The sequence below is a fragment of the Rhodococcus wratislaviensis genome, assembly GCF_041228765.1.
GTDB classification, from domain to species: domain Bacteria; phylum Actinomycetota; class Actinomycetes; order Mycobacteriales; family Mycobacteriaceae; genus Rhodococcus_F; species Rhodococcus_F wratislaviensis.
On record NZ_CP150488.1, the window covers coordinates 3,834,354 to 3,848,705 of the forward strand.

The 14,352-nt window shown below is 68.2% G+C and carries 11 protein-coding genes; 9 read left to right on the forward strand and 2 right to left on the reverse strand.

Going from position 1 to position 14,352, the window contains the following annotated elements; genetic code table 11:
• The first annotated feature begins 27 nt into the window (after positions 1-27).
• From WKC72_RS17650 to WKC72_RS17665, 4 genes are all read left to right on the forward strand, one after another.
• Complete coding sequence (locus WKC72_RS17650) at positions 28-279, forward strand: hypothetical protein (protein WP_128641967.1); 252 nt, start codon at positions 28-30, stop codon at positions 277-279.
• A 261-nt stretch (positions 280-540) separates the two neighbouring features.
• Entirely contained in the window at positions 541-3,708 is a 3,168-nt protein-coding gene (gene ileS / locus WKC72_RS17655) for an isoleucine--tRNA ligase (RefSeq protein ID WP_112299725.1), read from the forward strand.
• Positions 3,709-3,754: 46 nt separating this feature from the next.
• Entirely contained in the window at positions 3,755-5,089 is a 1,335-nt protein-coding gene (locus WKC72_RS17660) for a DNA polymerase IV (RefSeq protein ID WP_370184390.1), read from the forward strand.
• 152 nt (positions 5,090-5,241) lie between these two features.
• On the forward strand, positions 5,242-5,742 hold the full coding sequence (locus tag WKC72_RS17665) for a hypothetical protein (RefSeq protein ID WP_005247603.1): 501 nt from the start codon (positions 5,242-5,244) through the stop codon (positions 5,740-5,742).
• A 102-nt stretch (positions 5,743-5,844) separates the two neighbouring features.
• Here WKC72_RS17665 and WKC72_RS17670 read toward each other — a convergent pair whose 3' ends face one another.
• Together WKC72_RS17670 and WKC72_RS17675 are read right to left on the reverse strand one after the other, a co-directional pair.
• The gene (locus WKC72_RS17670) at positions 5,845-6,597 is read right to left on the reverse strand and encodes a sensor domain-containing protein (RefSeq protein WP_370183672.1); all 753 of its coding nucleotides are present in this window, start codon (positions 6,595-6,597) and stop codon (positions 5,845-5,847) included.
• Positions 6,597-7,550: a hypothetical protein gene (locus tag WKC72_RS17675; protein ID WP_112299723.1), complete on the reverse strand. Its 954-nt coding sequence runs from the start codon at positions 7,548-7,550 to the stop codon at positions 6,597-6,599. The genes WKC72_RS17670 and WKC72_RS17675 overlap by 1 nt, the downstream gene beginning before the upstream one ends.
• 51 nt (positions 7,551-7,601) lie before the next feature.
• Here WKC72_RS17675 and lspA point away from each other — a divergent pair, with 51 nt between their 5' ends.
• The 5 genes from lspA to dnaE all read left to right on the forward strand — a co-directional run bounded on the left by lspA (position 7,602) and on the right by dnaE (position 14,349).
• Entirely contained in the window at positions 7,602-8,198 is a 597-nt protein-coding gene (gene lspA, locus WKC72_RS17680) for a signal peptidase II (RefSeq protein ID WP_174233796.1), read from the forward strand.
• A complete protein-coding gene (locus WKC72_RS17685) occupies positions 8,195-9,121 on the forward strand; it encodes an RluA family pseudouridine synthase (RefSeq protein ID WP_037226659.1) in 927 nt (308 codons plus the stop codon). Before lspA ends, WKC72_RS17685 begins: the two co-directional genes overlap by 4 nt.
• A gap of 1 nt (position 9,122) precedes the next feature.
• Positions 9,123-9,800, forward strand: a complete 678-nt coding sequence (locus WKC72_RS17690) for a hypothetical protein (RefSeq protein WP_112299720.1) — start codon at positions 9,123-9,125, stop codon at positions 9,798-9,800.
• Positions 9,797-10,714: an EamA family transporter RarD gene (gene rarD, locus WKC72_RS17695; RefSeq protein ID WP_370183678.1), complete on the forward strand. Its 918-nt coding sequence runs from the start codon at positions 9,797-9,799 to the stop codon at positions 10,712-10,714. The genes WKC72_RS17690 and rarD overlap by 4 nt, the downstream gene beginning before the upstream one ends.
• Positions 10,715-10,812: 98 nt before the next feature.
• Positions 10,813-14,349, forward strand: coding sequence for a DNA polymerase III subunit alpha (gene dnaE / locus WKC72_RS17700; RefSeq protein WP_370183681.1), 3,537 nt, complete (start codon positions 10,813-10,815; stop codon positions 14,347-14,349).
• Positions 14,350-14,352 lie beyond the last annotated feature (3 nt).

A 14,352-nucleotide genomic window follows, 5' to 3' on the forward strand; every position in this document is an offset into this window, starting at 1 on the left:
GCCAGCGGCCCGGATAGAGGTTGAGCCGTGCTGGTCGTGACACTCGCTCTTGCAGCGGTGGGGTTCGCTCTCCTGGTGGTGGCTCTCATGACCGGTTCGGTCGTGTGGGCCTGGGGATGTATCGTAGTGTGCGTCGCCGGAGCGGTCCTGCTGCTCGTCAGCGCCCTCGCGGGCAAGAAGGCGGCGGCGGTGCCCGGGCAACCCGCGAGCGGTGTCCCCGGTGAACGTGGTCCCGCACGGGACACGGACACGACGCCCGGATCCGACGAGGGCGACTGAGCTGCCGCACGCCGGTGGCGGCTAGACTGCATTCAGCGAGTAATTCAGTAACCGAGTTTCGCGGCGACGATCCGGCCATCACCGGGGAGCCTTCGGAAGAACGGCCGGCACGCCGGCTCAGTAGAACCGAACGGGTGGGCCCGTCACAGCCCGGCACCGAGAGGCGCCCTCCGGGGTGCAAGCGGGGTGGTACCGCGGTGGTGACGCAGGAGGCGTCTCCGTCGTCCCCGTGCCGAGTACGTCAGGCACGAGGAGATCGCGGTGACCGACACCAGCAACGTGACCAGCAGCAACGAGTCCTACCCCAAGGTCGACTACGGCGTCTCGCAGGATGCGGGTGTCCGGTTCCCTCAGATCGAGCAGCGTGTGCTGGCCGGCTGGGACGAGGACGACACCTTCCGGGCGTCGGTCGCCCAGCGCGACGACGCGCCCGAGTTCGTGTTCTACGACGGTCCGCCCTTCGCGAACGGTCTCCCGCACTACGGCCACCTCCTGACGGGGTACGTCAAGGACCTGATCCCGCGGTTCCAGACCATGCGCGGCAACAAGGTCGAGCGCCGATTCGGCTGGGACTGCCATGGTCTGCCCGCCGAACTCGAGGCCGAGAAGCAACTCGGCATCAAGGACAAGTCCGAGATCGACGTCATGGGTCTCGAGAAGTTCAACGAGTACTGCAAGTCCTCCGTGCTGCGCTACACGGACGAGTGGCGTGACTACGTCACCCGTCAGGCCCGGTGGGTCGATTTCGACAACGACTACAAGACACTCGACCTCGACTTCATGGAGTCGGTCATGTGGGCGTTCAAGGAATTGTTCGACAAGGGCCTGATCTACCAGGGCTTCCGTGTGCTGCCGTACAGCTGGTACGAGCAGACGCCGCTGTCCAACCAGGAGACCCGGCTCGACGACGCGTACAAGATGCGCCAGGATCCCGCCGTCACGGTCGACATGCCGCTGCACGGCGAGGGCCCGCTCGACGGCGCCAACGCGATCATCTGGACCACGACGCCGTGGACGCTGCCGTCCAACCTCGCTGTCGCGGTGCACCCGGACATCGACTACGTCCAGGTGACGGGCGCCGACGGTAAGCGCTACGTGCTCGCCAAGGATCGGCTGGGGCACTACGCCCGCGAACTCGGTGAGACGCCCGAGGTGCTGTCCGAGCACAAGGGTTCGGACCTCGTCGGGCTCCGCTACGACCCGCCGTTCGACTTCTTCGTCGGTCACGAGAACGCGCACCGCGTCATCTCCGCCGACTACGTCACCACCGAGTCCGGTACCGGAATCGTCCACCTCGCACCGGCTTTCGGTGAAGAGGATATGGAGTACTGCGCGGCGAACGGGATCGAGATCGTGCAGCCGCTCGACCCGGGCGGCAAGTTCACGGCGATGGTGCCGCCCTACGAGGGTCTCCAGGTGTTCGACGCGAACCCGGTGATCATCAAGGACCTCAAGGCTGCTGGAAAGTTGCTGCGGCACGAGACGATCGAGCACTCGTACCCGCACAGCTGGCGCAGCGGGCAGCCGCTGATCTACATGGCGGTCCCGTCGTGGTTCGTCGCGGTCACCAAGTTCCGCGACCGCATGGTGGAGCTGAACCAGGACATCACGTGGGTGCCCGAGCACATCCGCGACGGCCAGTTCGGCAAGTGGCTCGAGGGTGCCCGCGACTGGAACATCAGCCGCAACCGGTACTGGGGCAGCCCGATTCCGGTGTGGGTGTCCGACGACCCGGCGTACCCGCGCACCGATGTGTACGGCTCGCTCGACGAACTCGAACGCGACTTCGGTGTGCGGCCGACGGATCTGCACCGGCCGATGATCGACGATCTGGTGCGCCCGAACCCGGACGACCCGACCGGGAAGTCGATGATGCGGCGTGTGCCGGAGGTCCTCGACTGCTGGTTCGAGTCCGGGTCCATGCCCTACGCGCAGGTGCACTACCCGTTCGAGAACCGTGAGTGGTTCGACAGTCACTTCCCGGGCGATTTCATCGTCGAGTACAACGGGCAGACCCGCGGCTGGTTCTACACGCTGCACGTGCTGGCGACGGCGCTGTTCGATCGTCCCGCCTTCAAGACCGTTGCGGCCCACGGCATCGTCCTGGGCGAAGACGGACTGAAGATGAGCAAGTCCAAGGGCAACTACCCGGACGTGAAGGAGGTGTTCGAGCGCGACGGCTCGGACGCCATGCGCTGGTTCCTCATGTCCTCGCCGATCCTGCGCGGCGGAAACCTCGTCGTCACCGAACAGGGCATCCGCGAGGGTGTCCGGCAGGCGCTGCTGCCGCTGTGGAACGCGTGGAGCTTCCTGCAGCTGTACGCGCCCACGTCCGGTGAGTGGCGCACGGATTCGGCGAACGTCCTGGACCGGTATATCCTCGCGAAGCTGGCCGGAACCCGGGACGCCATCACCGGTGCGCTCGAGGCGAACGACATCGCCGGGGCGTGCGACGAACTGCGCACGTTCTGCGACGCGCTGACGAACTGGTATGTGCGGCGGTCGCGTTCGCGCTTCTGGGACGAAGACAAGGACGCCGTCGACACCCTCCACACGGTGCTCGAGGTGGTCACCCGGCTCGCCGCTCCGTTGCTACCGCTGGTCAGTGAGGTGATCTGGCGGGGACTGACCGGCGGACGGTCCGTGCATCTCGCGGACTGGCCGGCGGGAGCGGAGCCTGCGGAGCGACCCGGAAGCACCGCGGGTGAGCTGCCGGCGGATGCGGAGTTGGTGTCGGCGATGGACGAGGTGCGGTCGGTGTGCTCGACGGTGCTGGGACTGCGCAAGGCGCAGAATCTCCGGGTGCGGCTGCCGCTGCCCGAGGTGACGGTCGCGTCCGACGACGCGGAGCGCCTGCGCCCGTACCTGGGTCTCATCGCCGACGAGGTCAACGTCAAGAAGGTCGACCTCACCACCGACGTGGACGTGCACGGCCGGTTCGAGTTGGTCGTCAACGCGCGCGCCGCGGGACCGCGCCTGGGCAAGGACGTGCAGACCGTCATCAAGGCCGTGAAGGCCGGTGACTGGTCGGAGAATTCGGACGGCGTCGTCGTCGCGGCGGGGATCGAGTTGCTGCCGGAGGAGTACACGCAGCGGCTCGTGGCCGCCGAACCGGAGTCGACGGCAGCCCTGCCCGACGGGGCCGGTCTGGTCGTCCTGGACTCGGCGGTCACCGAGGAACTGGAAGCCGAGGGCTGGGCGAAGGACCGGATCCGCGAGTTGCAGGACGCGCGGCGCGCCGCCGGGCTCGAGGTGTCCGATCGGATCACCGTCGTCCTCGACGTGCCCGCGGAGCGGCGGGACTGGGCGCTCGCGCACCGGGAGCTGATCGCGGGCGAGATCCTCGCCGTCGAGCTGGAACTGGCCGAGGCGCCGGGTGACGCCGTCGAGCTCGGTGAGGGTGTGCGGGCGGCGATCGCCAAGGCGTGACCTGTCGGACCGGGCGGGTATTTTGCACCAGGTGAGTCGTCGGTGGGTGCTGCACCTCGACATGGACGCGTTCTTCGCGTCGGTCGAGCAGCTCACCCGGCCGACACTCCGTGGCCGCCCGGTTCTCGTCGGTGGTCTCGGCGGACGCGGCGTCGTCGCCGGGGCCAGCTACGAGGCGCGGGTGTTCGGAGCGCGTTCGGCCATGCCGATGCATCAGGCCCGCAGGCTGGTGGGTCCGGGTGCGGTGGTGCTGCCGCCGCGGGGTCGCCTCTACGGCATGTTGAGCAAGTCCGTGTTCGACGCTCTCCGCGGTCCGATGCCGGTGCTCGAGCAACTGTCGATGGACGAGGCGTTCGGCGAACCCACCGAATTGGCTGGGGCGGATGCGGCCGCGGTGCAACGCTATTGCGAGGGACTGCGTGCCCTGGTGCTCGAGGAGACGGGACTGGTCGCGTCCATCGGCGCCGGGTCGGGCAAGCAGGTGGCCAAGATCGCGTCCGGTCTGGCCAAACCCGACGGGATCACGGTGATTTCGCCGGACGAGCAGCATGCGGTTTTGGACGAGCTTCCGGTGCGGAAGCTGTGGGGCATCGGCCCCGTCGCGGAGGAGAAGCTGAAGCGCCTCGGCATCGAGACCATCGGCGGGTTCGCGCGGACCCCGGAATCGGAGGTGGCGTCCATTCTGGGCACCACGGTCGGACCGGGCCTGCACCGGCTGGCTCAGGGCATCGACAATCGGCCCGTCGCCGAACGCGCCGAGTCCAAACAGGTCAGTGCGGAGACGACATTCGCCACCGACATCGTCACGATGGCGGAGCTGCGGGGTGCCGTCGAGTCGAGCGCGGCGTCCGCGTTCGTGCGCCTGCAGAAGGACGGCCGGGCGGCGCGGACGGTGGTGCTCAAGCTGAAGAAGGCGGACATGAGCATCGTGACGCGCTCGGTCACGCTGCCCTACGCGACCCTCGACCGTCAGATCCTCGTTGCGGCGGCGCAGCGCCAGGTGATCGATCCGCTCGAACTCGGGCCGGTGCGTCTGGTCGGGGTGGGATTCGCCGGACTGTCGACGGTCCGCCAGGGTTCGCTGTTCCCCGAACTGGACCTGGACGTCCCCGGCTATCAGGAGTCGAAGATCACGATGGCGGGCGCCGACGACGGCCCCTCCGCGCCCGTTCCCGCACCCGCCCGGGCGATCGACACCCGGTGGCATCCCGGTCTCGACGTGACGCACCCGGACTTCGGCCACGGTTGGGTACAGGGAGCCGGCCACGGTGTCGTGACCGTCCGATTCGAAACGCGCACAACGGGTCCGGGGAAGGCGCGGACCTTCAAGGAGGACGACGTACAACTCGAACGGGCCGATGTGGAAGGCTCGCTCGAGTGACCGGATCCACCGCCCGGACGAAGGAGTGGAGACCGGCTCCACGAGAAGGTAGCCTCGGGCGCTGATGCTTACCCTTGGGTAATGTTGGCCCGGGTAGCGATAGATGCTCAGATCGTCCGAGAACGAACACCGAGAATGAAGAGGTTATTGAGTTGAAGCTTCGTAAGATCACGGTTGCCGGAGTAGCAATCGCCGCAGCCCTCACGATGTCCGCGTGTGGCTCCGACGAAAGCGACACGGCGACCAAGACCACGACGACGACTTCCGCAGCTGCCGAGACCTCGGAAGCCATCGAGGTGCCCACCGCGGCCGATCTCAACGCGCTTCTGGTGCAGGGCCTCGATCCGGCAACGCCGCTCGAGGTCAAGTCCGCGATGGTCGAGGGCTCGGAGCAGGATCCGGAGCTCATCAACCAGGTCGCCGCCGCAGCCAAGGCCAACAACGCCGAGGTCACCGTTCTCGACCCCGTCATCGACAACGGTGACGGCACCGCCAGCGGCCAGCTGCAGCTGACCGTCAACGGCCAGGTCCAGCAGGGTGGCGTTCCGGCCATCTTCGTTCCCGGCGAGAACGGAACGTGGAAGCTGTCGAAGATCACCGCATGCCAGATCGTGTCGCTCGCGCAGCTGACCTCGCCTGCATGCCCTGCCTGATTCCAGGCCGAACCGCGCGGTCCTGACGGATCGCCGCGTTCTCGCACCGATGCCGGTGTCCCCTCGGGGACACCGGCATCGGTCGCTTATGGCCTGGGTCGGTCAGCCGGCGGGTGCGGGCGCGAGCTTCACCACGGCGGTGCTCGTCAGGTCGCCGAAGACGCCTGCGTCGATCGGGTCCTGGCCCGTCGCGACCAGTTGGGTGACGGTGCTCCCGACGACGACCACCACCACGTCCGAGACGAGACTGACGCCCTCGCTGGTGGTGACGAGCCGGAATGCCACCGACGCGTCACCGGCGGGCTGCTGCTCGCGGCCGCCGACCCGGTACTGCACCTGCACGCCGTCGGCGTCCGTGCCGGTGTACTCGGTGCATCCCACCAGCCGGTCCTGCACCGCCGCGAAGGCCTGGGACGCGTCGGTGCCGGTGCCGTAGCTCGCCGCGTCCTGGTCGATGGTCGCGAAGTCGGGACCGGTGAACCAGCCGGACGCCGACGCCACCGCGCCCGGTCGCTGATCCGCGACGGGCGACAGCACGGCGCCGCATTCCGCGGGATCCGTGCTCGACTTGTCGGAGTCCGCCGACTCCGACGCCGGAGGCAGCCCCAGATCGTCCTCGGGATCGGGCGCGGGGGTGAATCCGACGGGAAGGTCGCCGATGTCGAGCAGGGCCGCCTTCAGTGCGGCCTGATCGGCGAACGGTGTGCCCGCCGTGTCCGGTGCGGCGGTCACCACCGGTCCGAGCGGCGCGAGTGAGGCGGCGTCGCCGGCGTCGCCGGACGCGTTCGACGAGCACGACGACAGTGTGAGCACGGCGAACAGGCAGCAGGAGACGGCGACGGGTCCGCGGCGCATCAGGAACCCCACCGGACCGAGTTCGACGTGGTCTGGTGCAGGCGGGTGGCGCCGTCCGGGTCGCTGTACTCCTGGTCGCCGCCCACCGTCACGGCCCCGGTGACGGGCAGCGGCAGGCCGAGGTCGACGGTCATCGTGCCCGAGCCCTGCATCACGTACTGGTCGACGTTCAGCGTGCCTGCCTCGCCGGGCAGCTCCCAGACCGGGGACTTCGGCTTCTGGTCGATCGTGTAGTCGACGGTGAGGCGGTTGCCGTCCCGGGCGGTCAGGGTGGCCACGGTGGTCTGGTCGAGGGCGATGCCGCTCATCACCTGCTGGCGGATCGTCCACTGGGCGCCCACCCCGACGGGTTCCGCCGGAAACGGGACCGTGCGATACACGGCCTGGTAGAAAGCCTGCTCGATCGCGGAGCGGGCGATGTCCTGGGCTTCGGCGTCCGGGCGCAGTCGCAGCGCGGTGATCGCACCGGTCGGGTCGACCGTGAAGCCGGCGCCGGAACCGGCACTGGCCTCGAGCGCGCTGCCGAGGCGGTCGTCGGGGCTGGTGACGTCACCGAGCGTCAGGTCGACGGTGGTGCCGCCGTCCGTGTCGTCGGTGGCCTGCCCGACGGCGGCGGTGAGCGGGAGTGTGATCTCGGGTGAGGAGAAGTCCTGGGCGGGCTGGTCGTCGATCTGCTGGAACACCTGCGCGTCGGTGGTCAGCTGCACCTGCTGCGTGACCCCCACCGGCGGTCTGCGCTGGATCACCTCGCGCGGTTCCTCGCCGGGCTGGATCAGTTCGACGGTGGTGGCGGAGATCGGGACGGTCACTTCGGCGGGAGTGGACGTGGACCCTGCGGGGTTCGACTCCGAGGAGTCGCCGTCACCTCCGCACCCGGCGGTCAGAGCGACCAGGGAGAGGGTTGTGGCGAGTAGGCAGAATCCGGGTCGCAGAGCTTTCGAGAACAGTGGCACGCCCCCAGGTTAGTGCGCGCGGGAGCGCGTGAACGGAGGCTTGCCTCCGTAGTGGATGATGAACGGGTGAGTCAAGACCCCACGGCAGAGAACGAGACCGACGCAGAAGACCGAAACGACGGTGACCCGTCCGGCACCGCAGCGCCCCAGCCGGTGAAGCATCAGCGCAGGCTTCTGCTGTTCGCGATCGCAGGTGCCGTCCTGGCCACGGACCTGCTGACGAAGATCCTCGCCGTCGCCAACATCGAGCCCGGCCGGCCGGTCTGGCTGATCGGGGACGTCGTCTCACTGCGGCTCGTGCGCAACCCGGGTGCGGCGTTCTCCATGGCCACCGGCATGACGTGGCTGCTCACGCTCGTCGCCGTGGGTGTGGTGATCGGTGTCGTCCGCATCGGCCGCACGCTGCGGTCGCCGTGGTGGGCGCTCGGTCTGGGGCTGGTACTCGGGGGCGCGCTCGGCAATCTCGTCGACCGGTTCTTCCGGGCCCCGGGAGTGATGCAGGGTCACGTCGTCGATTTCGTCTCCGTCGGCTGGTGGCCGGTGTTCAACGTGGCGGATTCCGGCATCGTGTGCGGTGCGATCCTGCTCGTCGTGCTCACCCTGATAGGGCTGGAACCGGACGGAACACGTAAGGGGGTAGAGAAGTGAGGGAAACACGGTCGATGCCGGTCCCGGACGGGCTCGAAGCGATGAGGGTCGACGCCGGCCTCGCTCGACTGCTCGGCCTGTCGCGCACCGCGGTGGCTCAGCTCACCGAGGAAGGTTCGGTGCTCGTCGACGGCGCACCCGTCGGCAAGTCCGATCGCCTGTCCGCAGGCACCTGGCTCGAGGTGGAACTGCCCGAACCGCCGCGTCCGCTGACCATCGAGGCGGAACCCGTCGAGGGCATGGAGATCCTGTACGCCGACGACGACGTGGTCGCCGTCGACAAACCGGTGGGTGTCGCCGCCCACGCCAGCGTGGGCTGGACCGGTCCGACCGTGATCGGCGGTCTCGCCGCCGCGGGCTTCCGGATCTCGACGTCCGGTGCGCACGAACGGCAGGGCATCGTGCACCGCCTGGACGTCGGCACGTCCGGAGTGATGGTGGTGGCCACGTCGGAACGCGCCTACACCCTCCTCAAGCGCGCATTCAAGCAGCGGACCATCGACAAGCGGTACCACGCGCTGGTGCAGGGTCACCCGGATCCGAGCAGCGGAACCATCGACGCGCCGATCGGCAGGCACCGCAGCAACGACTGGAAGTTCGCCGTCACCGCGGACGGCAAGCCCAGCATCACCCACTACGACACGGTCGAGGCGTTCCAGGCGGCGAGCCTGCTGGACATCCACCTCGAAACGGGTCGGACCCATCAGATCCGCGTCCACTTCGCCGCACTGCGGCACCCGTGCTGCGGCGACCTCACGTACGGGGCCGATCCGCGGCTGGCGGAACGACTCGGGCTGGAACGGCAGTGGCTGCACGCCCGGTCGCTCGGTTTCGCGCATCCCGCGGACGGGCGGTGGGTCGAGATCACGTCCAAGTACCCGAAGGATCTCGAGGACGCTCTCGAGGTCCTGCGGGCGAGCTGAGGTGAGGCGCCCGCACTCGAGCGGTACCGCGGTGCCGGCAGTGCTCACCGCCGTCGTCCTGATCGCGGTGACGGTCGTGCTCGGAGTGCTGCATCCCGTCCGGCGCGCGCCCGTGTCGACGGACACCCTGGGACCGGACAACGGGGAAGTGGTGGCCGACTATCTGGCCCGGGCGGACCGATCGCTCGACGCGGCGGACGGGCGCCGAGAGCACTGGGCGCTGGTCTCGTTCACCCGCCCGGTGACGACGGAGGCCGTCCGGGACGTCGCGTCCGGCATCCGGGTGTCGCAGGTTCTCTTCCGCGTGCCCCTGGACCGGGTGCAGACACCCCTCGTCTCCGTGCCCGTCGCGGCAGGCGACGCGGCGCTCGCACGGGCGAGCGCCCTGGCCGCCGGACGCGCCCAGGCGGTGACGGGCGAAACGGAGCGGCAGGCGCAGATCGCGGCGGTGTCGTCGGCGGAACTCGCGCGGAACTGCGCCTGCGTGATCGGCGTCGTCGTCCGCGGCGATCGCGAAGCCCTCACCGCGCTGCGGTCCGCCCCGGACGTCCGGGCGGTCGAGGCACTCGGCGCCGACGCCGTCGCCGGGCGGTTCGCCGTGCGCCCACTGCTGCCGGAGCAGGTCGAGATCGTCGGGCCCGGCCCCGACGACGGCATCGTCCCGGGGAGCGGTTCGTGAAGGCGAGGCAGGCGGAGAGTGTGGGCGCCGCCTGCGGAGTCGGCGCCTACGTGCTGTGGGGCGCGTTCCCGGCATTCTTCGGACTGCTCGGCCCGGCCGGGTCGGTCGAGATCCTCGCGCACCGGGTGGTGTGGACTCTCGCGCTCATGTTCGTCGTCCTCGCGGTCTCGGGCCGGCTCCGGTCGCTGCGGGGGCTGAGCGCGCGCACCTGGCTGCTGGTCACGGCCGCATCGATGGCCATCGCCGTGAACTGGGGCACCTACATCTACGGGGTCACCTCGGACCGGGTGGTCGAGACGGCGCTCGGCTACTTCATCAACCCGTTGGTGAGCGTGCTGCTCGGGGTCGTGATCTTCCGGGAACGGCTCGTCCCCGCCCAGATCGTCGCGCTCGCGCTCGCCGCCGTCGCGGTGATCGTGATCACCGTCGACTACGGGCATCCGCCGTACATTGCGCTGACCCTGGCCGCCTCGTTCGCGCTGTACGGGCTGTGCAAGAAGGTGGTGCCGCTCGACCCGCGGACGAGCCTCACCGCGGAGGGGATCGTGGCCGCGCCCGTCGCGGTCGGCTACCTCGTGTTCCTGGCCCTCACCGGGGCAGGCACGTTCCTCGGGTTCGGGCTCGGTCACACCCTGCTGCTGATGGCCGCGGGACCGGTGACCGCGCTGCCGCTGTTGCTGTTCGGCGCGGCGGCGCAACGGGTGCCGTTGCGCACACTCGGCATGCTGCAATACCTGACGCCGGCGCTGCAGATGGCGTGGGGTGTCGCCGTCCTCCACGAGGACATGCCGGCGTCGCTGTGGATCGGTTTCGCGCTGATCTGGGTGGCACTCGCGATCTTCAGTACCGATGCGCTGGTACGGGTCCGGCGCGAGCGGCGAAAGATCGAACCGTCCCAGGCGTCCGTCCCGTAACTCGCGTCACGACTTCGCCGACACCCGCCGTCGGCGACCGGTGCTGTCGGTCCGAGGGCCTACACTCGTGAGGCTCCCAGACCTTCAGAGAGGCGCACGTGGCTGACTCGTTCGTACATCTGCACAATCACACCGAGTACTCGATGCTCGACGGTGCGGCCAAGGTCGGCCCCCTGTTCGAAGAGGCCGAGCGACTGGGGATGTCGGCGGTGGGCATGACCGACCACGGCAACATGTACGGCGCCAGCGAGTTCTACAACGTGGCGAAGAAGCAGGGCATCAAGCCGATCATCGGCATCGAGGCGTACATCGCGCCCGAGTCCCGCTTCAACACCAAGCGTGTGCTGTGGGGCGACCGCAGCCAGAAGTCCGACGACGTCTCCGGTAGCGGTGCGTACACCCACATGACGATGGTCGCGGAGAACGCGACCGGTCTGCGGAACCTGTTCAAGCTGTCCTCGCTCGCCTCGATCGAGGGACAGCTCGGCAAGTGGGCGCGTATGGACGAAGAGCTCATCGCCACCCACCACGAGGGCATCATCGCGACCACGGGCTGCCCGTCCGGGGAGATCCAGACCCGGCTGCGACTCGGCCACGACCGCGAGGCACTCGAGGCCGCCGCCAAGTGGCAGGAGATCTGGGGTAAGGACAACTTCTTCCTCGAGCTGATGGACCACGGACTGTCGATCGAGCGACGGGTCCGTGAGGGCCTGCTCGAGATCAGTAAGAAGCTCGAGATTCCGCCGCTCGCCACCAACGACTGCCACTACGTCACCAAGGAGGCAGCGGAGAACCACGAGGCCCTCCTCTGCATCCAGACCGGGAAGACGCTGTCCGACCCCACCCGGTTCAAATTCGACGGCGACGGCTACTTCCTCAAATCCGCCGCGGAGATGCGGGCCCTGTGGGACGACCAGGTGCCCGGCGCATGCGACAACACACTGCTGATCGCCGAGCGGGTCCAGTCGTACGACGACGTGTGGGCGCACCACGACCGGATGCCGATCTTCCCGGTCCCCGACGGCGAGACGCAGGGCACCTGGCTGCGCAAGGAGGTCATGCGCGGACTGGACCGCCGGTTCCCCGACGGACCTCCGGAGGAGTACCTCGCCCGCGCCGACTACGAGATCGGCGTCATCCTCGAAATGGGTTTCCCCGCCTACTTCCTCGTCGTCGGCGACCTCATCAACCACGCCCGGGAGGTCGGCATCCGCGTCGGCCCCGGCCGAGGCTCGGCGGCCGGTTCGCTCGTCGCCTACGCGATGGGCATCACCAACATCGACCCCATCCCGCACGGCCTGCTGTTCGAGCGGTTCCTGAACCCCGAGCGCGTCTCCATGCCCGATATCGATATCGACTTCGACGATCGCCGTCGCGGCGAGATGGTGCGCTACGCGACGGACAAGTGGGGAAGCGACCGCGTCGCGCAGGTCATCACATTCGGCACGATCAAGACGAAGGCCGCCATCAAGGACTCCGCCCGAGTCCAGTTCGGCCAGCCCGGTTTCGCGATCGCCGACCAGATCACGAAGGCGCTGCCGCCGCCGATCATGGCCAAGGACATCTCGGTGTCCGGCATCACCGACCCGAACCACGAGCGCTACAAGGAAGCGGTGGAGGTTCGCGCCCTCATCGACTCCAACCCGGACGTCGCGAAGATCTACCAGACGGCCAAGGGGCTCGAAGGCCTGATCCGTAACGCCGGCGTCCACGCCTGCGCGGTGATCATGTCGTCCGAACCGCTGATGGACGCGATTCCCGTGTGGAAGCGCGCCCAGGACGGCGCCATCATCACCGGCTGGGACTACCCGTCGTGCGAGGCCATCGGCCTGCTGAAGATGGACTTCCTCGGACTGCGGAACCTCACCGTCATCGGTGACGCCATCGACAACATCAAGGCGAACCGGGGAATCGATCTCGATCTCGACACCCTCGCGCTCGACGACGCGGCCACGTACGAACTGCTTTCGCGCGGAGACACTCTCGGCGTGTTCCAGCTCGACGGCAGCGCGATGCGCGACCTGCTGCGCCGCATGCAGCCCACCGGCTTCGAGGACATCGTCGCGGTGCTCGCCCTGTACCGGCCCGGTCCGATGGGCATGAACGCGCACAACGATTACGCCGACCGCAAGAACGGGCGGCAAGAGGTCAAACCCATCCACCCGGAGCTCGAGGAGCCCCTGAAGGAGATCCTGGCCGACACGTACGGCCTGATCGTCTACCAGGAGCAGATCATGCAGATCGCTCAGAAGGTGGCCGGGTACTCGCTCGGACAGGCCGACATTCTCCGCCGGGCGATGGGTAAGAAGAAGCTCTCGGTGCTGGAGGAGGCGTATGCCGGTTTCCGCGAGGGCATGCTCGCCAACGAATTCTCCGAGCCCGCCATCAAGGCGCTGTGGGACACCATCCTCCCGTTCGCCGGGTACGCGTTCAACAAGTCGCACGCGGCCGGATACGGCCTGGTGTCGTTCTGGACCGGGTATCTCAAGGCCAACTATCCGGCCGAATACATGGCCGGTCTGCTCACCTCGGTCGGTGACGACAAGGACAAGGCCGCCATCTACCTCGCGGACTGCCGCAAGATGGGGATCACCGTTCTGCCGCCGGACGTCAACGAATCGGAGGTCAACTTCGCCTCCGTCGGTGAGGACATCCGGTTCGGCATGGGCGCCGTCCGCAACGTCGGCGCCAACGTCGTGGGCTCGATCATCAAGGCGCGCAAGGAGAAGTCCAAGTTCGTCGACTTCTCCGACTACCTCAACAAGATCGACGCCGCGGCCTGCTCCAAGAAGGTCACCGAGTCGCTGATCAAGGCAGGCGGCTTCGATTCGCTGGGCCATCCGCGCAAGGGACTCATGCTCGTCCACGCCGACGCCATCGACGCGGTGATGGGCACCAAGAAGGCGGAGGCGATCGGACAGTTCGACCTGTTCGGCGGCGACGACGCCGACGAGTCGATCTCCTCGGTGTTCAACGTGAAGATCCCCGAGGAGGAGTGGGACTCGAAGCACCGGTTGGCGCTGGAGCGGGAAATGCTGGGACTGTACGTGTCCGGGCACCCGCTCAACGGCGTCGAACACGTGCTGTCGGCGCAGTCCGACACCGCGATCCCGACGATCCTCGAAGGCGACATCAAGGACGGCACCCAGGTCACCGTCGGCGGCATCCTCGCGTCGGTGAACCGGCGAATCAACAAGAACGGTCTCACCTGGGCGTCCGCGCAGCTCGAGGATCTGACCGGTGGTATCGAGGTGCTGTTCTTCCCGCAGGCCTACTCGGTGTACGGGATGGATGTCACGGAGGACTCCGTCGTGCTCGTCAAGGCGCGCGTGTCGATCCGGGACGACCGGATCTCGCTCATCGCCAACGACCTTGCGGTACCGGACCTCTCCGCGGTGGGGGTCGCGAAGCCGCTGGCGGTCAGTCTGCCGCTGCGTCAGTGCACCAAGGACAAGCTCGGTGCGCTGCGTCAGGTGCTCACGCGCCATCCCGGCACATCGGACGTGCATGTGCGGTTGATCGGCGGCACCGAGGTCACGTTGTGGAAGGTCGACGACGTGCTCCGGGTGGAACCGTCGTCGGCGTTGATGGGCGATCTGAAGGCGCTGCTCGGGCCGAGCTGCCTGTCCGTGTGACGG